Annotated in this window: 22 protein-coding genes and 1 pseudogene; 11 read left to right on the forward strand and 12 right to left on the reverse strand. The window is 67.1% G+C overall.

What is annotated here, in order from left to right:
- Window positions 1-717: 717 nt before the first annotated feature.
- Window positions 718-1182, forward strand: coding sequence for a hypothetical protein (locus DWB77_RS01905; protein ID WP_216826812.1), 465 nt, complete (start codon window positions 718-720; stop codon window positions 1180-1182).
- Between the two features lie 114 nt (window positions 1183-1296).
- On the opposite strand, the gene DWB77_RS01910 is transcribed toward DWB77_RS01905, so the two are convergent.
- From DWB77_RS01910 to DWB77_RS37485, 4 genes are all read right to left on the reverse strand, one after another.
- Window positions 1297-3399, reverse strand: coding sequence for an MMPL family transporter (locus tag DWB77_RS01910; protein ID WP_120719591.1), 2103 nt, complete (start codon window positions 3397-3399; stop codon window positions 1297-1299).
- A 184-nt stretch (window positions 3400-3583) separates the two neighbouring features.
- Window positions 3584-4102, reverse strand: a complete 519-nt coding sequence (locus DWB77_RS01915; RefSeq protein ID WP_428985096.1) for a MarR family winged helix-turn-helix transcriptional regulator — start codon at window positions 4100-4102, stop codon at window positions 3584-3586.
- Between the two features lie 32 nt (window positions 4103-4134).
- Window positions 4135-4656, reverse strand: coding sequence for a hypothetical protein (locus tag DWB77_RS01920; RefSeq protein WP_120719593.1), 522 nt, complete (start codon window positions 4654-4656; stop codon window positions 4135-4137).
- On the reverse strand, window positions 4653-5006 hold the full coding sequence (locus DWB77_RS37485; protein ID WP_162952343.1) for a hypothetical protein: 354 nt from the start codon (window positions 5004-5006) through the stop codon (window positions 4653-4655). Before DWB77_RS37485 ends, DWB77_RS01920 begins: the two co-directional genes overlap by 4 nt.
- A gap of 397 nt (window positions 5007-5403) precedes the next feature.
- On the opposite strand from DWB77_RS37485, the gene DWB77_RS01925 reads away from it, so the two are divergent.
- Window positions 5404-6255, forward strand: coding sequence for a COG4705 family protein (locus DWB77_RS01925; RefSeq protein WP_246033353.1), 852 nt, complete (start codon window positions 5404-5406; stop codon window positions 6253-6255).
- 202 nt (window positions 6256-6457) lie between these two features.
- Here DWB77_RS01925 and DWB77_RS01930 read toward each other — a convergent pair whose 3' ends face one another.
- The gene (locus DWB77_RS01930; RefSeq protein ID WP_120719594.1) at window positions 6458-6847 is read right to left on the reverse strand and encodes a peptidase inhibitor family I36 protein; all 390 of its coding nucleotides are present in this window, start codon (window positions 6845-6847) and stop codon (window positions 6458-6460) included.
- 367 nt (window positions 6848-7214) lie between these two features.
- Window positions 7215-7358: a hypothetical protein gene (locus tag DWB77_RS37490; RefSeq protein WP_162952344.1), complete on the reverse strand. Its 144-nt coding sequence runs from the start codon at window positions 7356-7358 to the stop codon at window positions 7215-7217.
- Between the two features lie 149 nt (window positions 7359-7507).
- Here DWB77_RS37490 and DWB77_RS01935 point away from each other — a divergent pair, with 149 nt between their 5' ends.
- The 4 genes from DWB77_RS01935 (at window position 7508) to DWB77_RS01950 (ending at window position 10625) form a co-directional block, all read left to right on the forward strand.
- Entirely contained in the window at window positions 7508-9157 is a 1650-nt protein-coding gene (locus DWB77_RS01935; RefSeq protein ID WP_120719595.1) for an FAD-dependent monooxygenase, read from the forward strand.
- A gap of 392 nt (window positions 9158-9549) precedes the next feature.
- The gene (locus DWB77_RS38355; RefSeq protein WP_216826813.1) at window positions 9550-9747 is read left to right on the forward strand and encodes a hypothetical protein; all 198 of its coding nucleotides are present in this window, start codon (window positions 9550-9552) and stop codon (window positions 9745-9747) included.
- Between the two features lie 146 nt (window positions 9748-9893).
- Entirely contained in the window at window positions 9894-10121 is a 228-nt protein-coding gene (locus DWB77_RS01945; protein ID WP_120719596.1) for a hypothetical protein, read from the forward strand.
- 51 nt (window positions 10122-10172) lie between these two features.
- Complete coding sequence (locus tag DWB77_RS01950) at window positions 10173-10625, forward strand: hypothetical protein (protein ID WP_120719597.1); 453 nt, start codon at window positions 10173-10175, stop codon at window positions 10623-10625.
- Here DWB77_RS01950 and DWB77_RS01955 read toward each other — a convergent pair.
- Window positions 10607-11002 (reverse strand): hypothetical protein, encoded by a 396-nt coding sequence (locus DWB77_RS01955; RefSeq protein ID WP_120719598.1) that lies wholly within the window; start codon window positions 11000-11002, stop codon window positions 10607-10609. The two genes, DWB77_RS01950 and DWB77_RS01955, sit on opposite strands and share 19 nt — an antisense overlap.
- Window positions 11003-11024: 22 nt before the next feature.
- On the opposite strand from DWB77_RS01955, the gene DWB77_RS37495 reads away from it, so the two are divergent.
- On the forward strand, window positions 11025-11216 hold the full coding sequence (locus DWB77_RS37495; protein ID WP_162952279.1) for a hypothetical protein: 192 nt from the start codon (window positions 11025-11027) through the stop codon (window positions 11214-11216).
- 381 nt (window positions 11217-11597) lie between these two features.
- Here the strand turns inward: DWB77_RS37495 and DWB77_RS01960 are convergent, their stop codons facing one another.
- From DWB77_RS01960 to DWB77_RS37500, 3 genes are all read right to left on the reverse strand, one after another.
- Complete coding sequence (locus tag DWB77_RS01960) at window positions 11598-12134, reverse strand: hypothetical protein (protein ID WP_246033354.1); 537 nt, start codon at window positions 12132-12134, stop codon at window positions 11598-11600.
- A 727-nt stretch (window positions 12135-12861) separates the two neighbouring features.
- Entirely contained in the window at window positions 12862-13041 is a 180-nt protein-coding gene (locus DWB77_RS01975; protein WP_120719600.1) for a transposase, read from the reverse strand.
- Window positions 13042-13085: 44 nt separating this feature from the next.
- Entirely contained in the window at window positions 13086-13415 is a 330-nt protein-coding gene (locus tag DWB77_RS37500; RefSeq protein ID WP_162952345.1) for a hypothetical protein, read from the reverse strand.
- Window positions 13416-13943: 528 nt separating this feature from the next.
- Here DWB77_RS37500 and DWB77_RS37505 point away from each other — a divergent pair.
- Window positions 13944-14657 (forward strand): hypothetical protein, encoded by a 714-nt coding sequence (locus tag DWB77_RS37505; protein ID WP_162952346.1) that lies wholly within the window; start codon window positions 13944-13946, stop codon window positions 14655-14657.
- Between the two features lie 932 nt (window positions 14658-15589).
- On the opposite strand, the gene DWB77_RS01990 is transcribed toward DWB77_RS37505, so the two are convergent.
- Complete coding sequence (locus DWB77_RS01990; protein WP_120719603.1) at window positions 15590-18814, reverse strand: RHS repeat-associated core domain-containing protein; 3225 nt, start codon at window positions 18812-18814, stop codon at window positions 15590-15592.
- A gap of 583 nt (window positions 18815-19397) precedes the next feature.
- Between DWB77_RS01990 and DWB77_RS01995 the strand changes: the two genes are divergently transcribed.
- Together DWB77_RS01995 and DWB77_RS39560 are read left to right on the forward strand one after the other, a co-directional pair.
- A complete protein-coding gene (locus tag DWB77_RS01995) occupies window positions 19398-19721 on the forward strand; it encodes a replication initiation protein, RepL2 (protein WP_342777904.1) in 324 nt (107 codons plus the stop codon).
- Between the two features lie 149 nt (window positions 19722-19870).
- Window positions 19871-19981 (forward strand): annotated as a pseudogene (locus tag DWB77_RS39560) (hypothetical protein); the annotation flags it as partial.
- Window positions 19982-20028: 47 nt separating this feature from the next.
- Here the strand turns inward: DWB77_RS39560 and DWB77_RS02000 are convergent.
- Window positions 20029-20409, reverse strand: coding sequence for a replication-relaxation family protein (locus DWB77_RS02000; RefSeq protein WP_120719604.1), 381 nt, complete (start codon window positions 20407-20409; stop codon window positions 20029-20031).
- 80 nt (window positions 20410-20489) lie between these two features.
- Here DWB77_RS02000 and DWB77_RS02005 point away from each other — a divergent pair, with 80 nt between their 5' ends.
- Window positions 20490-20873 carry a hypothetical protein gene (locus DWB77_RS02005; RefSeq protein WP_120719605.1) on the forward strand — a complete coding sequence of 128 codons (384 nt, stop codon included), beginning with the start codon at window positions 20490-20492 and terminating at the stop codon, window positions 20871-20873.
- The last annotated feature ends 8 nt before the right edge of the window (window positions 20874-20881 follow it).

Here is a 20881-nt window from a genome sequence, read left to right on the forward strand (position 1 = left end):
CGCGGGCAAGCCCCGAGCACGAACCGGCCAGGCCCGACCACCGGGCCGCGCGGCGCAGCCACGACTGGCTCCGTTCACGTTGTAGAGGCTCGGGCACAGGTTCCGTGGACCTGTTGCGGCGCGTTACCGGTGGCGGCCCCGGTAGCGTGCACCGGTGGACGATCGTGCGGACTGGACACATGGCCAGCGTTGAGAAGAAACCTCACCCACCTTGATCGACTTTCCGAGGGAAAGGGGCCTTGCTTCTTCCCTGTCGAGTCGACCAAGCAGGGGCTGCGGGGCGCGACGTAAATCGTTTGCCTCAACCTGCCGGACGCGCTTCAGACGGCGCTCACCTACGGCTTGTCGTCGGCGGAGCATCCCGATTGGCAGCACGGCTCGCCGGAACTCTGCCTCAGCGTGGACTCGACCAACGTGATCCGGGCCCTCGCCGTGGGGCATGGGTGAGTGCGTCCGGGTCGGTGACGGCCGCGGTGCCGTCGTAGCGGGTGAGGTGATGGCGGCGCATGGCGTACGTCCTTGCCCCGCGGCCGGACGGGGTCGAGGGGGGCCAGCGTGTTGAGGTGCAGACCGGCGGTGGTTGCGCCCCGGGAGCGAAGTGGCCGTCGGAGAGGGGATAGCGTTCCAGCGGGTCGGCCACCACGGCCGGCCCCCTCCACACCAGTGGCAGCAGCGCCTTCCGCGAGCCGGCGGCCCGCCCGGATGAAGGGTTCCGACGTGCCCAACGGACCACACCTGGACGAAGCTCTCCACACCCTGTCAAGCGAACTGGCAGCTGAGCAGCGGGAGTTGACCGACTGGACCACTCGGGACGCATGGCTCGCCTATATGCGCTTCGGACGGCGTCGCTGCTTCAACGCGGCCCTCACGCCCGACTCCGACGGCTTGCTCTTCCAATACGGCACGTATGCCTTCAGCGGACGACCGATGTTCACTCTGCACCTCACCCGGCAGTTCGCCGTCATCGACGCCGACAGCGAGCACGACCATTACGTGCAACTCCATTGCGAACTCCGCTACGAGCCCGAACGGGACCTGGACGCTCTGGGAAGCTTCCACTCCTGGTTCTTCCACGACGCCGGTGCGGACCTTGAGGAGTGGTTCGCCGCCATGGAGGGGCGACTCCGGGTGCTGTTCGCTCGCAGACCCGCCGAGATGGATGTGTACGAGGAACAGGTCTGATCTGACTGTTCCTGTCTGAGAGGCACGCCATCTTGCGAGAAGGCCAGGTGTGCCCAAGACCTCGAGGAGCAGACGCCTCCCGGCGCCGTCACGTGTGTCGTGCACTACCACCCCTTACTCATCCCTGGTCTTTGAACTCAGCGCGCGTCGGCTGAGGCGTCCCGGCCACCAGGCTTTCGAGCCGATGTCGTGGACGAGTGCCGGGACGAGCAGGGAGCGTACGACCAGGGTGTCCAGGAGCACTCCGAAGGCCACGATGAACGCGATCTGCACGAGGAAAGCGAGCGGGATGACCGCGAGAGCGGCGAACGTCGCCGCCAGGACGACACCGGCCGATGTGATCACTCCGCCCGTGGCGACGAGGGCCTTGCGGATGCCCTGGCGTACACCGTGCTCCATGGACTCCTCCCTCGCCCGGGACATGAGGAAGATGTTGTAGTCCACGCCGAGGGCGACCAGGAAGACGAATCCGTACAGCGGCACGGAGGCATCGGTCCCGGTGAAGCCGAGGGCGTGCTGGAAGACGAGCGCCGAAACCCCCAGGGTGGCAAGGAAGTTGAGGGCTACGGTCGCGACGAGGATCAGCGGCATGAGGAGAGATCGCAGCAGTGCGACGAGGATGATCAGGATGATGGCGAGCACGACGGGCACGATCAGCGTCCTGTCGCGCTCGGCGGTGCGCTGGGTGTCGTACTGCTGAGCCGTGTAGCCGCCGGTCAGGGCCTGGGCCCCGTCGACGGAGTGCAGTGCGGGGCGCAGACGGGCGACGGTGTCCTTGGCCGCGTCGCTGTCGGCCGGGTCCTTCAAGGTGACGTCCACGCGGACCTTGCCGTCCACGACGCGGGCGGGCCCTCCGGGGCGGCCCTGATCGCCGAGCACCTCGGCGTTCGCGACGCCGTCGACAGCCTTGGCCCTCTCGACGACGCGGGTTGCGCTGTCGGCGTCGGCGATCACCACGGTCGGGTTGCCCGAGCCGCCGGGGAAGTGCTCCGCGAGGGTGGCCTGGGCGGCGACGGACGGCGCGTCGTTGACGAAGATCTCGTCGAGGGGCACGCCCTTGGAGTGCAGGGCGGGGGCGAAGGCGGCACAGGCGAGCAGTCCGGCCAGTGCGATGGCCCAGATCCTGCGAGGCGTCTTCTCCACCCGGTGCGCGATGCGCCGCCAGACGCCGTGGCCGCCTCCCGGAGCCTCGGCGGGACGAGGAGGAGTCGGCCAGTACGCGGCATTGCCCAGCACGACGAGGATCGCGGGCAGGAAGGTGAGCGTGCTCAGGACCGCGCACACGATGCCGATGGCGCCGACCGGCCCGAGCGCCCGGTTGTTGGTCAGATCGCTCAGCAGCAGGGCGAGCAGCCCCAGGACGACGGTGGCCGCGCTCGCGACGATCGCGCCCGCCGAACGCCGCAGCGCGGCCCGCATCGCGGCGAACTGGTCGGCGGAGGAGGCGAGTTCCTCGCGGTAGCGGGCGGTGAGGAGCAGTGCGTAGTCGGTGGCGGCACCGATCACGAGGATCGACAGAATGCCCTGGACCTGTCCGTCGACGCGTACGAGACCGTGCTCGGCGAGGGCGTGGACGACGGCGCACGCCGCCCCCAGGGCGAACACCGCGCCGAGAATGATCACGAAGGGCAGCAGGACGCTGCGGTAGACCAGGAGCAGGATCACCAGGACGGCGATCAGGGCGACGATGAGCAGCAGTCCGTCGATGCCGGAGAAAGCGCCGGTGAGATCCGCCTGACTGGCGGCCGGACCGGCCAGGGCCACGTTGGTGCCGGCGACCTGCGCCGCCGTGCTCTTGATCTGGTCGAGCGTGGCTCGAAGCTCGGAGCCGAGGTCGGGGCGGAGTGGTACGACGCCCTGGAGAGCGCGGTGGTCGCCGGAGGGCATCGCCGGAGATGCCTGGCCCGCGACACCGGGCGTACCTCGCAGCGAGGCCAGGGCGCGGGTGGCCCGGTTTGCCTGGTCGGCTGTGAGCGGGGCGTTGTCCGGTGCGGTCCATACGACGATGGCGGGGAGGCTCTCGCTCTGCTGGAACGCCCGCTGCGCGGCGATGACTTGGGTGGATTCGGCGTTGCGCGGCAGGAAGGCCGCTTGGTCGTTGGTCGCGACCTCACCGAGCCGCCCGGCGAAGGGCCCGAGGGTGCCACCGATCACTAGCCAGACGAGCAGCACAACGACGGGCGTCAACCAGCGGGTGCCTCGTGGGTTGCGGACCATGGTTCTCTCCGGGGACGGCCGAGATACTTACTCAACGAGAAAGTATCTCAATGATTGAACTATATGGACTTCAGGTAGCTCCTTCCCCGGTTCCATGCCGACAGACGTTGCGGATGCAGCGAGTTGACAGAAGCCGCCGCCCGCCCAAGGGGCGGCCCCCACGCCCTTTGTTACGTGCTTTTCGTTACGTCCGCAGACGCCCGGGCTCCCCGAGCTCCTCGTTGAGGTGGTCGAGGAACCGCAGCACCACGGCGAGTTCACCGTCACTGAAGCCGCGCCGGACCCGCTCGGTCGCCGACGCCAGCGGACCGAAGTACGAGCGCGCGCGGGCCTGCGCCCCGGGCACATAGTGCAGGTGCACCACTCTGCGGTCGGCGCTCTCGCGCACCCGCGTGATGTGCCCCGCGCGCTCCAGCCGGTCCACGCAGGCACTCACCGCGCCGGAGGTCAGTCCCAGGTGCTGACGCAGCAGACTGGGTGTGAGCGGCACGGGTGAGTCGAGGATCGCGGAGAGCGCCTGAACATCGGTGGGGTGGAGCCCCTGATCGGCCGCGAACCCGTGGACGAGACGGTTGACTTCTCCATTGAGCCGCCGCAACTGCACAGCCAGCGCCAGGAGATCAGGGTGCGGCGCCGCACCCTCGCTCCGCGACCCCACTCGATCGCCGCCCGCACGGCCCTCATCAGCTTGCCGACTGTCCACCCGGCTAAGGTAACCGTGCCGGACGGCGCGCCTCACCTCGGTGCCTGTCTCGGCGGGGGTACGCGCCATCCGGGCCCGCCCAAGTCAACCAAATAGGCGGTCAACCCACAGGCGCTGAACCTGCCATCCCACCAGCGCCGGACTTCCAGCAGCAGCTCGGCCGGCGCGTCATCGCACGGTTCGGCCAGGAACAGGCGGACCGTGCGGTCCTCGTCCTGGGCGAGACGCTTCACGACGTCCGGTTGAAGGCGCCGGGCACGGGCCACGCTTCGGCGGATGAGCGGATGAGTCGATGGGGCAAGGCGGCGCATCGCATCGGGGTCACCATGCAGGGCCACGGCCCAGGGCAGAGCGCGGCGATATCGATGTCGGGTCGAAGCCGTGGCGCACCGCGGCACGCTGCTCCTCGTCGAGGTCCGTAGCACCACGGCCGAGCGGACGTCGGCGGACGAGTCCTTCGCCAGGACGGCAACGTTGTACGCGGTGAGCTGCGGGTTGGCTGCCAAGGACCGGCGTACCTCCACGTTCCCGTCATGGATCAGCTGCGTCTTCACTCGGGCGAGAGACGGCACTGTTCGAGCGCGCGCCGGGGATCGGGCAACGCGGCGAGACGTCGCGCGGCGTAGGGACCTCGGCGTGATGGGCGAGCAGAGCCGTCGTACGCACAGCCACGTCGGGTGTCGGCCAGCAGTCGCGCTCGCAAGGGCGCGGCGAGGTCCTCCCACCTGGCGCAGGCAGCCGTACGCACCTGAGGATCGGCGTCGGCCGCGAGGCCGGGAATGCGGTGCGCGGGAAGCCGTGGAAGTCCGGCGGCCTGGACGCGGGACGAGCCGGTGAGCAGGTCGTCGTACAGGTCCTCGGAGAGTTCGACTCCCCAGGCGCAAGCATGCTCGGCCCACAGCACGCGCCGGCTCGAGGACGGTTCGGTACGGACCAGGCGTTCCCACTGTTCGGACGTGCGCCCGGGTCGGAAGGTATCAGCGGCCGTCGAGCGGACACGTGCATCGGGGTGCGCGACGGCGGCACCGGGTACGGCGGGTCGGTCTCAGCCGTGCAGAAAGCCCTCATCCGCATCTTTGAGCAGCCCCTCGTCCCGACCGGACAGCTCCAGGAGCGCTTCCTTCCCCGTAGGCAAGGCAGCGCTCCGGCCACCCCGCCCGCGACCTCACAGACCGATCGTCTACAGTCCCGTAGACATTCAGCAGAGATGCGAACGGCCGCAAAGGGGCCACCGCCGAAAACCGTTCCACGCAAGGACATTTCAGGTGGGGGCGCCGCGCGCCGCTTGGTGAGGAGCAAGCATGGACCAATCGATGGCGGAGTCAGCAGCCGAGGCCGAAGCACACGCGCATCACCGGCCGGGTGACGCGCCGGAGCACGTCGGCTGGAGCAAGGTTCCCCAGGTCACGGCCGTCTTCTGGATCGTCAAGGTGCTGACGACCGGCATGGGAGAGACCGCGTCGGACTATCTGGGACGCTCACTCGGCCCCATTCCGGCCGGCGGTCTCGGGTTCGTGGGCTTGGTCGTCGCCCTGGTGCTCCAGCTCCGCAGCGCGCGATATCAGCCCTGGACTTACTGGTCGGCGATCGTCATGGTCAGCGTCTTCGGCACCATGGTGGCCGACGTCATCCATGTCATCGCCGGAATCCCGTACACGGTGTCGACGGTCGTCTTCACGCTGGCGCTGGGCGGCGTCTTTGTGGCCTGGTATTCCAGCGAACGGACATTGTCGATCCACGCCATCCGCACCCGCCGCCGGGAGACGTTCTACTGGGCGACCGTCCTCATCACCTTCGCGCTGGGCACTGCTGTCGGAGACCTCACGGCAGGCACACTCGGTCTCGGATACTTCACGTCCGGCTGCCTCTTTACCGTACTCATCGCCGTGCCCGCGCTGTCCAGAAGCGTTTTCGGGCTCAACTCGGTGGCCGCGTTCTGGTGGGCCTACATCCTGACCCGCCCTCTAGGGGCCTCGTTCGCGGACTGGATGGGAGTGCCGGCCGCCCGGCACGGCCTCGGGTGGGGCACCGGGCCGGTCACCCTGGCTCTCATCGTGCCGATCGCAGTACTGGTGGGCTACCTGGCGGCGCGCCACAACAAGCGGAACGATCTCATCGAGAACTTTGCCTCAACGCGCCACCCCCAGGCCTGAGTTGGACAAACGCGCCGCATTTGGCGCTGACCCCAAACACTGCATCGCGGGGAAGGTGCAACGCACCGGGAGGGCTCCCCCGGCGTCGCCGGGGGAGCTGAGATCTGTCGCCTGTCACCCGAGCCAAGGCGGGGTGACAGGCGACAGATCGCACGCGACAGGTCACAGCGAACAGTTGCCACACGACAGATGACAGATGGCGCTACTCGTTGACGATGCGGTAGGCGCTGACCCACGCGCCAATGCTGTTGTAGCCGGAGCCGTCGATGATGATCGCGCCACCCGTGCAGTTGTAGTTGTCCCACAACTCGACCCTGCGGGTGGCTACTTCTGTGCGGGCGGATCGGATCCTGTCGTTCCAGTTGTCGCCGACGTACTTGCACTCCCCCGGGTTGCCGGAGAAGTAGGTGTCCAGGCCCGAGAAGCCCGTTGAGGCGAAGGCGTGCCAGCTGGCAGCCGCCGGACCGGCAGATCCGGTGGCGGAGCCGAGCGACGGGGCCGGGGCGGACTGGGCGGCGGACGACGGCTGAACAAGAGCAACCGTACCGGCCAGAGTCACAGCCGTGAGCAGCAGTTTGCGTGGGACAAACAAGGCGTCTCCTTCGATCAGTTGCAGAGGGTGCCCGCAATGGGGCGGACTGCGCCGGCGTCCGTTGCCGGGCAGAGGTGGCCATCCCCTGGGCAATACACCGCCAAGCCCGTTTCCTGTTTCCTCCCGAACGGGCAACGGGGAAACAAGGCCCGAGCCGATGTCTTCGTCGACGCCACCGGCAGCGAGCAGAGCCGCAAGCGAGGGCCGGCCTTGGTCCCAATGCGCCAGGGGAACCACTGCGTCCATCGACTGCGAAGAAGCATGCCCAGCCAACGAAACTCATCCAGCCCGTCAGGTGTCCGCACCGGCGCCCCCTCGCCAGTCCGCTGTCGACTCCGAGTCTCGCGGGCATCCCTACGGTTGTCCTTCAGTGCGAAGGAGCCTGCCATTCCAGGGCGCGCGCAGACCTTCGGCCGTGTCGCTGCTGGTGATGGCGGGTCACCGCTCCCAGGGGGGTGCGGGGCGGGGCGGTGATCAGTGACTCGATCGTGGTGATGAGCTGCTGGTTCATCCTGGGCTCCAGGCCGACTTCATGCTGGGCTCCAGGCCGACCGGGTGCTCTGCGGCGGTGCTCCGCGGGTGGCGAGGCAGGTGGTCCGGGCGCAACCTGAAGATGTACGGCTCCGCGGAGCCGGTCGCCGGACAGCAAGGAGCCCGGTCATGGCCGATGTCGATGTTCTCGTGGTGGGAGCCGGCCCGGTTGGCCTGACGGCGGCGGCCGAGCTGCGGCGGCACGGCGCCGAATGCCGGGTCGTCGACACTCTGCCGACCCCTCAGCACTATGCCAAGGCCGTCGGGATCCAGCCGCGCACACTCGAGGTCTGGGACGCCATGGGCCTGGTCCGCGAGGCGCTGGACGAGGCCGTGCCGCTGCTCGGTCAGTTGGGCTTCGTCGACGGAAAACCAGCGTCGCGGATGGAGCTGCGGCTACCGAGCGAGGTTCCCTATGCCTTCGCCGCACTTCCCCAGTACACGACGGAGCGGCTGCTCGCCGAGCACCTGGCGCGCTTCGGCACGGCGGTGGAGCGCGGAACCAGGCTCGTGGAGGTGATGCAGCACCCCGACCGGGTCGAGGCCGCGCTCGTCGGCGAGGACGGCACGATCGAGCGCGTGGACGCCCGGTACCTCGTGGGCTGCGACGGCGCGCACAGCTTGGTGCGCAAGGCGGCCGGGCTCAGCTTCGAGGGCGACGCCTTCCCCGAGCAGTACATGCTCGGAGACGTCGAGGTGGACTGGGAGATGCCTGCCGGCTACGCCGTGCGGTCGACGCATCTGGACGCGAACGGCGCGGTGGCCGACGTGCTGGTGTGTATCCCCCTGCCCGGGGGCCGGTACCGAATGTCGATGAAGGTCCCTCCGGAACTGACCGTCGATCAGCAAGCGGACGCCGGCTCCGCGGACACCGTGGCGCACGGGATCGACAACAGCCGCGGTCCGGACCTCCGGCAGATCCAGGCCGTGCTCGACCGGCTGTCGCCGCAGCCCACGACCGCGTCCGGGTTGCGCTGGTCGTCCACTTTCAGGATCAGCCACCGGCTGGTGGACCGCTACCGCGAGGGCCGTCTCTTCGTCGCCGGGGACGCCGCGCACATTCACCCGCCCACCGGCGCGCAGGGCCTGAACACCGGGGTGCAGGACGCCTACAACCTCGCCTGGAAGCTGGCCCTGGCCGTCCGTGGTCTCGGAGCCGAGAGCCTGCTGGACAGTTACCACGCCGAACGCCACCCCGTCGGGGAGGAGGTCGTCGGCCGCACGGTCCGCCATGCCCGCTCCGGATACGACACCGAGAGTGTGGAGACGTTCCTGCTGGGTGAGGCGCAGCTGCTGGTGTCCTACCCGGACAGCCCTCTGGTCGAGCCGCTCCCTCCGGGCGGCGCACCGGTGGGCGGACCCGCGCCGGGGGACCGGGTGCCGGACTGCCGGGGGCTGGTCCACGCCCTCGCCGCGTACCCGCAGCGGCTCTTCGACCTGCTCCGCGGCCCGAGGCACACGCTGCTCCTGTACGCGGGTCCGGAGAACGCCTCAGGCGCAGGCGCGGCTCGGCTCCAGGACTGCGCCGCCGCGGCCCACCGCGCGGCCCACGGCCTGCTCGGCAGCTACCTGGTCCTCGCGGCCGACGTCCCCGACGCGGTCGGCTCGCCAGGGCGGCGCCCGCCCGTCATCCGGGACGGGGCCGGTGGCTTCAGGGACGCCTACGCCCCGCGTGACGGCGAGGCCTACCTGATCCGCCCCGATGGCCACCTCTCTGGCCGGTTCCACCCGGCCACCCCCGACCGCCTGACGGCACACCTGCGCCGGACCTTCGCCTGAAATGAGCAGCCGCCGGATCTGATGAGACACCGCGGTCAGGCCGCACCGCCGCTCGCACCCACTGCCGAAGGCGTCGTGGAGCGGACTTTCGGCTCGATCAACAGCCTGTTCTGCCAGCACCTGCCCGGCTACACCGGCTCCGACGTCACCCGGCAGGCGGCGGCACGGCCGGGTGCTCATGTAGCTGCCGGCATCGAGACACTGCTGCTTGGCCTCGTTGAACATCGTGCCGTTCTTCCACCGAGTACGGCTACCAGGGCAACAGCACATTCGCAGGTGCCGCCAACCGTTGCGGCGACGCCTATGCGCTCAAGACCGCCGACACCGGTGCGCTGGTCTTCTTCTCCCCCACCCCCACCCACACCCACACCGACGCAGTCACCCACCGCGGGTTGCAGCTCAACCCCGGCAAGGACAACCGAGCCTGGCTGCACGACATCCCGCGCACGAGCATCCGGTACGAGTTCGTCTGCAATGATGCCGAGACCTCCCCCGCGAAGGCCGAGACCTCCAAGCTCCTGGGCTACATCTGCGCATGCACCGACGCCTCCGGCCCGCCGGTGAACTCCGCGCCTCTGCCCCGTATTTAGCACGCACCTTCCTGTGCACCTCACTTGAAGGCGTCCTGGCTGACAGGCGAGCCCCCCGGCCCCGGCATGACCGGCCTAGGGAGAGGCCCTGACCATCAGCCAGGCCAGCGCAGTCCAGCATGTGCTCAGCACCCTCCAGGGCGAGGGTGGAGGTGCCCCGTGGCGGTCCGACCGGCGGTGACGATGAACTGGCCGGGCAGTGGGCGTCGAGGCATGATGCTGAGTCCGGCCGTTGCGCGGCCCTGCTCGACATCTGCACCACGATGCCGGCGGGCGTCCTCGAACGGCTCCTCGGCATCAGCCCCGCCGCTGCCGACCGATGGGCAGCAGGAGCCGCCTACGCAGCCGAGGTGGCCCACCGATCAGACGGCTGAGACCGACTCAGCAGCACCCGCGTCTGCTCGGCGGCCCGCCATCGTGCTCGGGTGGCCCACGACATAGTGTTCTTCCTCGCCGCCGACGACGAGACCGCAGCCGCGACGCGCCTGCGGGGACCGAGTGAGGCGTTTGCGTCTGTGACCTGCCGTTTTATTGAGCCGGACAGCGCCATCGCCGAGTGGGACATGTACTTCGAGGCGCCTTCGGCCGAGGCCCCGCCGCTTGAGCAGCTTCTTGGGTGGGCGTGGCCGCAGGGGGTCCCCGCTCCGTTGAACGACGGAGTAGAGGTGTTCGCTCTGCCGAAACGGCTGACCCGAGCGCTGGCCAACGCGAGCTCTACCGAACTTGAAGAGGTTGCAGGCCGCTGGACCACGCGGCTCTGGTCCGAGGACGGCAACGACATGACCGATGATGACCTACTGGCGGTCCTGCGGGGAGTTGCCCGGCTCGCGGTCAGCGCGGTGAACACCGGTGGCGGCCTCTACAGCTGGAGCTTCTGACCACGCATTTTCGAAGGCTTCTCGCGTTTGACCCCGCTGCACGCCAAGAGCTCAGTGCCCGTGGCATCGAAGTACAGCGTGAAGTGCCACGACCTGTCTGCTGCGTCGATGATGCCCGTGCGCAACTGCTTGTCGCGGTGCTGAGCCAGGATCTCGACGGTCTCGTCGAGGCCGAGGGTCGTCAGGCCGATCTTCAACGACCGCCTCAGCCTCGTCGCAGCGATGCCAGCGACCATCCAATGGGGCACCTCGTTGTCCCAGACCGTCACCTGGCCGCCAGCAGCGATGGCATCGCGTGCTGCGTGGCAGGCACGTGTCTGATCGGTAAGCATCGCGGCGATGTTGGACTGGCGTGGGCTCTCGTCCTCGGTGGCCATCCGGTGACTGTAAGGGGCGAGCGTGGGTGTTGCTACAGGATTCGGCGTGGTCTGTTCGGGGCGCTGGGCCTCTCTCCGCCTCCTGCCGTGCAACCGCAGCCTGCCCCCGGAGCTCATCGAGCGCCTGGAGGACGCCGTCGACCACGGCCACGAGCTGACCGTGCTGCTCGCGGATACCGTCCGCACCACCGCCGCGCTCCACGCGGCCAGTTGAACGCCCGGGGCGGCCCCAGGCATCGAACCCGGCCGACCCGGAGCAGCGCCCCCTTCCCTCCCAGAGCGCACTGACAGAAGAAGGGGCCCCAACATCATGACCGCAACCCTGCGCCAGACAGCCAACCGCAGACCTCGTCGCCCGAGTCCGCGAACTCAACACGGTCAACCGAGCTGGAGGCACTTTTTCAACGCCAAGACGAGCAAAGGCTGACGCCCTCGCGAGCCGCGTGACCAAGCTCGAAGATGAGCTCGCCGCAGCCAGCACCAGTCTTCGTCAGATGATCCGAGACCACAGCAGAGGGACATCGCCGACATGACCCACCTGAATGACAGGCGGCCGACGCCTCGGCGACGCCTGACCGGCGAGGTTTCTATCCCCTCAGTAGATCCCCCACTCCCTGTCAGGAATGGGGCCCTCCCAACTATCGGTACTCATCTCCGCCCAGTCTCTGGCCACGAGGACGGGGCGAGTTCGGGCATAGTCACCGTTCTGCTGGCAACGCATGACCAAACCGAGGCCGGGGAGGCCAGCCTCCCCGTTCAACCCGATGCGCAGGCCATTCAGACCAGGCGGCATGTCCTCGAGTGTGTCCGCTGTCGTTTCGATCCAGGGAGAGAGCTCGGAAGGCAGCCGCCCTACCAAGCGGACGCCCTCGTAGTTGATCTGGGGGCCGCGGCAGGCGTCGACGGCGACGGCGGCCAACGTCAGATCTTCCCTGCGGTAGTAGGTGTCAATGCCCTGAGCGCTGAATGACGCCCACTGCTTGTTGGGATCCCAGCCGCTGATCGGCTCGCCTAGGACCGCCGCGACATCGTCGACGCTCTGGCCGAACTGTAGAGGCCCCACGCTCTTGAATGGGACCCATGTCCACTGAGGCCGGTCCAAGTCCGTGACGATCTCCTGCGCCCACCACATAGGTAATTTCCTTCAATCGAACGCACGCATCAGAGGCATCGTCCCACGTCCGTAGTGGCCCAACAGGCATGACGATTGTCTGCCGCTGATCGCACTTGATCGCCGGGCTCGTAAGGAACGTCCCTAACGTCTCTGACAGTCCTGCACCCGCCTGCACTCGACCGCGTGCCGCTGCTTGTAGTCGTCCTTGTCGAAGCGGGGCGGGGGGCCACCGAAGAAGCCGAGCCTTTGACAGTTGCCAATCTGGTCCGCCTTCTCCGAGATGGTGCACTTCACGCCGCATCGGCGCAGGTAGGAGCGGTTCGCGCGAGAGCCGTACGCCTTGTCCGCCCGGACCCTGTCCGGGCGGACAAGGGCGGCCAAGTCCCATCCTGGGCATCCGGACGGCGTTCAGGACTGGTCGGAACTGAGGACTGTCGTGCCGTGGCCGGCGGTGACGAGCAGGGACAGAGGTTTCTGTCCCTGCTCGACCGCCAGGTGCAGCTTCGTGGTCAGCCCGCCTCGGGAGCGGCCGAGGCCGTGGTCGTCAGGCTCGGTGTCGACGCCGCCGGGAGGCTCCTTCTGGAGCTCCCCCCTTTTTTACGCGCTCCAGCGGCATGCTGGTGGGCGCGAGCGATCGTAGCATCAACGCTCACGTCCCACGTGATCAGGCCTGGGCTTCGTTCGGCCCCTGCAACTGCTCGAAGATCCGTTGCCAAGTGCCTAGGGCTGCCAGCGCCGGAACAGGTCATAGGCTCGGTCCCCACGGCCCGTAAGGCTTAGGCAGGTCACGCCAGGGCGTCCGCCACCGTATGCCGTCGATCAACTGCCTGCACGTCCAGGTCCGCGGGCCGCCTGACTTCTTGCCTACGGGCAGCAACGGCTCCAGTCGCTCCCCCTGGCCGTTCGTCAGATCACCACGTCCCACGGATCGTGATCATCTACAACCTTGATCCACTTTCGCTCCAGACCCTAGAAGCGAAATGATGCCCGGTCTCCTCTGATTTGAATAATGCTGGGCCTAATCGTTTGGCCAGCCGACTCGACCGGCACCAGAATCAATTCGAGTTCCTGAACCGCCTTTAGCGCAGCACCAGCCTCTTCAGCGATTCCTTGGTCGACGACCCGCGCCTGCTTCTCGAACAGGTCCGAGAAGTCAGCCCATGCAGGCGACGGGACGAATCGGCACTTAAAGGACGGCTGGTCGATACCCACGAGTTCTATGGTCCCGACGATTCCTCTCACACTCTTGAGGAGCCATACAGCCCCCGCTTCAGGAGCGAGGGGGATGTTGTTTGCCATGGCCCTAATGTACACCCTTACAATCCTACAAGTCTCGGTCCAGGCCTCTCAAGATACCGTCCAGAGTTACACCCGGGCCCCGAAACTTGACGGTAGCGTCGGACTCCAGGTCAAATTTTTCGAGGAATTCGGCATCCCGCAGTGCGTTATTCTTCGCGAAATCAAAAGCACCCTAATAGTGCTCCGGTATCTCCAAGTGGCGGGCGACGTCTACGGCTTCCGAAGTGTAGGGCTCTTGCCTGCTCCGACAACACCATTAACTGTTCCGCCAGTTGACAGCAATCCCTGGGTGGCCCGTCAGGGAGATTCATTGGGAGAATCACCCGCTTCGACGACGTGCCGCCAGGGCTGCACGTTGGGATTGCCGTCGGGGCGGTGAGAGCTGGTCCGCCGGGTCAATGAAGAGGCTCTGGCGGTCTTGGAGCCCCAGGAGCGAGCCTCGGTGCACCAACTCCTCCACCGCCTGGTCACCCACCTCAATCCCGGCGCCCTGCCCCTTGTCTCCCGCCCCACAGCAACGCCCGACCCGTGAAACCACCCACCCCATCCACCGGCGGCAAACCGCGCGGGGGAACCGAAGGGCCGCCCCGGCGCACACTCGGGAGCGGCCCGGTTCTCGTCATACTTCAGAGCTACGCAGCAGAGCAGCACGACGCTGACGCATACGGCGAGGAGCCGGCCCGCATCAATCGCCAGCCGCACGAGGCCACCGACGCGCGGTTCATGGTCTTCCGGGCCCTGGCCGCCGCCGGCATCGGGCACGAGCAGGCCGACGACATCATGGCGAAGCTGGAGGCCGGGGTGGTGGCGCCCACACGTCAATCTCCGAGAGCAGCCGTGTTCGGCGTCAACACCCCACAGTTCTCGGGGCGTCGACACCAAACACTTTCGGCTGAAATGCAACTACGCTATACATCAGTCGCCAATGAACCGAATATAGCCGGTTCTGTAAATGGCCTGATTGGCACCCTCAACTACCTTTTGGACAACGGGGCTTTGTTCGCCCTCGGGCAGCGCTTTCAATTCCGCGACAAGCCGATTCAGTTGAATAGAGTTAAACAAGGTTTCGCCGTACCTGTTTACCCCGTGACGCAAGCTGTCCTCAGGCGCGCTCTCGCATACACCCCTAATGGAATCCGATTCATCATCGGTGAAGGAGTTCATAGCGTCACCGCGGAGGTCCAAGATGTAGATGCCCAGCCCCATTTACCCCCCTTTATGGTTACACGGGGTACATTGTAACCACATCGGCAGGCATATTGATTACGACGGTGCACTCACTGGTCGATCCCCCTTTGTTCGGGCCCGTAGCAGAGGAGAAGCCCACATTCCTTGGCTTCGCGGAGCAATCTGCAAGCCTTTCACCCTGGGACGCCGTCGCTGCGCGAGCGTTGTGATGGGAGCGGTCGGTTCAGCATGCGTGTTCTGGCGCAGTCCGAATCGGTCCCGCTGGATGTGCTTGGTCTCCTCGTCCAGGGGCACGAACGGGGCCAGCTTGAACGGCAGCAGTTCGTTCGGCGTCGCCGCCCTGCGCCAGCGGGTGCCGGTGACGGCGCGCATCAGGGCCCTCTCGCTGTAGCGCTCGCCGTCCGGGGAGGCGACGTTGTAGACGCCGCACCGCACACAAGGACGGGCCGATCCGGTGCTCAAGCCCCCCGAGGAAGCGGAAGCGCTGAGCCTGCCCGCCGTCTGCCTCGACTGGCATGGCCGTCAGAACGAGGACTGACCGGCCACCCATGTGAATGGCGGTTCGCCCCTGGCCGCGGAGACATGAGCGACAGGAACGCCCTCTAATGAGACCGGCGAGCGCGTCGAGGAACTCAACGGTGATCCCATGACCTGCGGCCGGCACCGTCCATGACCTGCGCGTGGGCACCACGGTGGGCACCCTCGCCACTCTGGTCGGTGCCCTGACCCGCGACCCAACCTCTCGTGTCACCGGGTCCTGACCGGCCGACTGTGGTCCAGTGGGCGGCGCTCTTGTCCCAGTCGCCGCCCACTGGGGCTGGGTCTCTATTTCTTCTTACGGGCCTGTATCACTCCGAAGATGATGAAGGCCACGATGGCGATTCCGAACAAGAGCCACAGTGGCACTCCACCGAGCCCCTTGTATGCCAGTACGGTAGGTGTGACGGACGATTGCACGAGAATGCCTTCCTGTTCGGGATCAGAATTCAGCTGGTGGCGTCTTCGTAAGCAGATTCAGTGGCATTACCGACGGCCATGCCGCCGACAGCGCAGGGGATCGCCCCTGCTCCCCCGGTCAGGTAGGTGCAGCCGGCAGTGAATCCCTTGTCCGCGGCGAAGCTGATCGCCGTACCGGCAGCGCCCTTGTAATCTCCTGTCGCCAGCTGACCCAGGAACTGACCGCCCGAGATGGCGTCTCCCGCCTTGCCAACGGTGTCCATCACGCCGCTGAGGCTGACGGTGCCCGCCGGGTCGATGCGGTTGACGGGGTCGCCCTCGGCGTAGAGGTAGGGGTTCTTTTCCTGGCCACTGGGATCGGTTTGGGTGAAGCGGCCGAGGTTGGCGTCGTAGTAGCGGGCCTGGAGGTGGTAAAGGCCTGTGGCGTCCTGGTAGTTGCCGGCGAAACGGTAGGGCTGGGCGACCGGCTCCGTGGACTGCGCAAGGATGCGCACGCCGCGGGGGCTGTAGGCGTAGGCGTCGACCCTGTTGCCGTCGGTGTCGGCGAGCGCGACCACCGAGCCGATGGCGTCGGTGAGGTAGAAGTACGTCTTGCCCCCGGTCGTCATGGAGTTCAGCGTGCCCCCGGGTTCGCGGTTGAAGCCCATGTCGACGCCAGCAGTCGTCTTTGCGGACAGGCCGAGGGGCCCGTTGTGGAAGAAAGTGTCACCGAGCCTGATGCGTTCGCTCTGGTCGGTGGAGCCGTACTGGCCCGCGTACGCCTTGCCGCCCACCGTGATCGACGCCAGCTGGGAGTGGTCCGTGTAGGACTCCCCCGTGCGGGCGTAGTCGTCGGTAGAGGCTCCGGCGGTCTCGTTGCCGATCTGGTCGTAGGACCAGGCGCCCGTCGTACTGGACTTGGCGGTCAGTTCCTGGGCGTCGTTGTAGGTGTACGTGGTGCCGCGCGGGCAGCCCGGGTCGGTGCCCTGGGAGGTGAGGTTGCCGGCCAGGTCGTAGCAGTACTGCCACGAGTCCGTGATCACTTGGGCCTTCTCCTCCTGGGCGTAGGAGAAGCGGCCCGCCCCATCGTAGGAGTACGTGCGCTTGGTGCCGCGGGAGTTGTCCGTGGACGTGCGGATATTGCTTCCGTCGGTGGCGCCGTTGGTTCCGTAGCCGTAGCTGTAGGCGAGGTCGACCAGCGTGCCCTGCGCGGAGGTGGCCTTGATGGTCTTGGGCCGGCTGGAGTTGTCGACCGTGACGCTCTGCACAGTGCCGCCCGGGTAGGTGGTCGTGGTGCGGACGTCGTTGTTGTTGTACTTGTAGGTGGTGATCCGGCCCTGCGGGTCCTTCAGCTGGGTGAGTTTGTTGACCTCGTTCCAGGTGTAGTCCACCGTTCCGGCCGGGTCCTGGTAGTAGTCGACATTGCCGGCCGGGGTGTAGGCGAGCAGGGTCTGGGAGCCGTCCTGCAAGTGCCGGACCGTCTCGCGCTGCAACGGGTCGAACTCGTACTTGGTGACCCCGGTGCCGTCAGAGCGTTGTACGAGGTTGCCGTCGCTGTCGTAGAAGTACTCGACCTTCACCGTGTTCGGTGAAGTGACGGTGCGGATGCGGTCGCGGTTGTCGTACGCGTAGGAGACGGTGATGCCGCGCGCGTCGGTCACGGTCTTCGTGCGGCCCAGGTCGTCGTAGGTGAACGTCGTCTTGTCCAGGGGCGCGGGGGGCTTGACCCAGTCGAGGTTGCCCTTGGCGTCGTAATGGAAGTCGGTCGCGACCGTCTTCGTCGACGTCATCTTCGTCTTGGCCGCGCAACGCTGACCCTCGAAGCCGCCGCAGGTGGGTGTGGCGGGGTTGTAGTCGTAGGAGACGTTGCCGCCGCCGGTCCCGGTCTGCGCCACGGTCGTGGTGTTGCCGACGGCATCGTAGGTGAAGGCGGTCTTCTCGCCGTCGGCGTTGGTGGAGTCCTTCGGCACGTCCCCGCCGGCAATGGTCTGCCAGGTGTTGACCGCCTTCCCGCCGGTCGGGATGGACACGGTCTCGAGGTTGTTGCGGGAGTTGAAGCCGTAGTCGGTGACGTTGCCCGGCGTGGTGCCCGAACCCATCGCATCGGCGGCGGTGTCGACGTTGTGGTTGGCGTCAAACTTCGTCGACCGCTTGCGCTGGAGTGCGTCGGTCACGTCCGTGACCTGACCGTCGCTGTCGTGCGTGTATGTGGTGCCGTGCAGTTCCGGGTCCTTGGCCGTGGTGTTGCCGGCGGCGGTCGGGGACGCGGAGCTGTAGGTGTAGGTCCAGGTCGGGCCGGTGTCACCGGAGGCGTTGAAGCCGGTCGCGCGCAGCATGGAGGTGATGCGGTTGACGTCGTCGTAGGTGAAGACGGTGACGCGGCCTTGGGCGGTGGTGATCTTGCTGATGCGGCCGGAGGCGTCGTAGCCGAAGGCGACGGTCTTCCCCTCGGTGTCGGTCGTGGTGGTGAGGTTGCCGCTGGCGTCGAGGTTGTAGACGGCGGTGCGGCCGGTGTTGTCCTTGGCCTGCCACTGCGACGGGTAGGTCTTGTACAGGTCGATGAAGCGGCCCGAGCGGGTCTCGGTGAGCTTGAAGCCCTTGTTCTCGCCGTTCTCGTCGTGCTGGGTGACGGTGATGGTGCCGTGGTTGCGGTCGGTGACCCTGGTCAGGCAGCCGTTGGCGTTGTAGGTCTCCTTCGCCCCGGACTTCCACTTCGTGAGGGTGTAGGTGCCGTCCGTGTTCTTCTTCAGGTCTTGCGAGTATCCCTTCGGGGTGGTGAAGGAGCCGTCGCTGTTCTTCGTGAAGCGCACGGTGGCGCCGGAGGCGTCGTAGAGGACGACTTCGCTGGAGGAGATGGACAAGTAGCGCTCGTACTCCTGCCACCAGCGCTGAGAGACCCTGCCCCAAGGCGCGTCCAGCGAGTTGTATGTCCGCGCCAGGCGCAGGTTCTGGCCGACGCCGGCGATGTCGAAGTCCGTCGCCGTCAGCATCAGGTTGCCGGTCGAGTAGTCGATCTTCGCCGTCAGAGCGTCGGTGATGGCAAAGCTGGTGTATCGGTGCCAGGGCACGTTGCCCTGCCCCTCGGGCACGAGGTTCAGCACCGAGGCGTGCGCCGTGGCGCTTTGCGTGGTCGACGCCTTGGAGTTAGCAGCGGCACTCGGGCGTTTGGCGTGGTCGCGCTGTTCACGCAGCCACGGAAGGTATGCCGCGTCCGTCGGGAGATTCGAGGGCTCGGACTTGACCGGGCGGTTCGCACCGACCTTCACCGCCGGCATCGTGAAGGCGGGGCTGCCCTTGCCCCAGGCCGACGCGGCCTTGTCTACGGCGGAAGCTGCGCTCGCGCCGGGCAGTACGCAGGCGGCCAGAGCGGCCGAGGTGAGCGCCGCGAGCGTAATAGTCGTGGCTGATCTCTTGCGGACACGCCGAAGCGGCGTGCCGAAGGCACGTGTGTGCACGGACTTCCCCCCACAGGAAGGCAGACCTCAACAGCCCCAGTGGCTGCCGGGCGCACACAAACTGCCACAGGAATCGCACAAAGATCCGGCATCTGCCCGTGAAGCTGCTGAATATGCGCTCAGGAATCAGCCCCTCCCCTTCCACGGATGGATAGGGATGAATGGATATGGAAGGGGTGAGATGATCAAAGAACAAGGACTCTGGGGAGCGACAACTCGACCGAAAAGTTTCCACACGACAATGGATGCAGGACGTGGAAGGCTTCGACGCGGTGGCGCAGCTCGATTGAGGCACCCGGTTGGAGTGACAGGCTGCTGACCAGCTGCCATGCGTGAGGTCGAGGTCCGGACGGGCTGGCCCTCCCGCTGCCGAGGAACCGTGGCCTCAACAACCCCCTACGCTGTGGGAGGCCCAGTCAACAACAACGACAAGTGCAAGCTCGTGGACGTCCTCCACCGCACCACAGGCATGACGGCCCCCCAGCGCCTGGTCGTCATGCTGCACGCGAGGCACCCCAACCGACCGCGCCGGCGCGGTCATCGAGACGAGCGCCCAACTCGCCAACCGGTCGGCATGTCCCCGACCGTGTTCTCCCGCATCCCGCGCCAGGCCGTAGAGGCCGGTTGGCTGGAGGAATCCGAGTGCCCGGCGCACATCAGCTACTACCGGCTCAGCGCAAAAGGCACCGGCGAGGACGTCGTCGTCCCGCTACGCCGAGCCACCTGAACGGTTCTGCACCACAGCGCTCACGTACGTGACGTCAATGAGTGCCGCTCCCGAGAGTTGTTCGCATTGGCCTCACGTACATGCGCAGCCGGTGCATGGGCGGGTGCCAGCTGCGGGACCGCCGCATCGGCTGAAGAAGCCAACCGGACGGATCCGGCTGGCCCCTTCAGCAGGCAGCCGAGGCACGCCTCGGCATGAACGACAGAGCCCAATCCGATTGGAACCGGACCCCTTCGACGCCGTTGTTGTTCCAGACGTAGTCGCGGCGGTCCCGGTATCCGCCATTCCAGCCGCGCGGCCCGCCGGTTCAGCGTGTCCTCGTCGCCGTTGTCCAGGAGCAGGCGCACGACGGGGAACCCGCCCCATCGCTGCGCCGGTACCGCTGTCGCCACAGCAGGCGCGTGGTGCCAATCGTTCCGCACTCGCCCTCCTGGTAGGTCGCGTGGCTGTACGCCGCGTACGCGAACAGCTTCTCGACGAGCCGTGACATCGACATCGTGAAGCGGTCGACCTCCACGAACTCGACCTCAGCACCACGGTTCGGGCGATACAGCACCGCGTCGGAGATGACGCTGCGGACCTTGTCGATGGGGTGGGCGACCTCGACGTCCCAGTCCATGAGGGCGGCGTTCCAGTTCGCCAGGGTCTCGGTGACGGCCAGGCCGTACTCGGCGAGGCCGGCAGCTATCGCCTTCTCCCCTGTCGCGGCGTTGGGGCCGCCAGGCCCTCGATCCGGCGAGCGCGAGCACGGACGAGACGGAGCGCCAGGTGGCCGCCACCTTCGCCGCGGATCCCCAACTCACGCGCCACATAACCCGGTTGTACGAGTCGACGCGGCCCAGCTCCCCGGTGATGCACGGCGGACGGGACATCCACCACGCCCACATCGGTGCGGATCCGGGCTCGGTCAACAAGGCGTACTTCGCGACCGAGGCGTTCGCCAGTGCCGAGACGGCGGCGGCCGGTTACAAGAGGTGGAGCGACGGGATCGCGAGGGAGGGCAAGGACTCGCTCGTGTCGCCTGGATCCGCCGGCGCCATCGACGATCAGAGCGTGTTCTATGCCGGACAGGAACCCTGTCCACGTCACTCGTCCTCTCAGATCACCCGCCCCGAACTCGACCTAACAAGCGGGCGCGCGGTCATCACATGATCGACCGG

The organism is Streptomyces hundungensis (assembly GCF_003627815.1).
In the GTDB taxonomy this organism is placed as follows: domain Bacteria; phylum Actinomycetota; class Actinomycetes; order Streptomycetales; family Streptomycetaceae; genus Streptomyces; species Streptomyces hundungensis_A.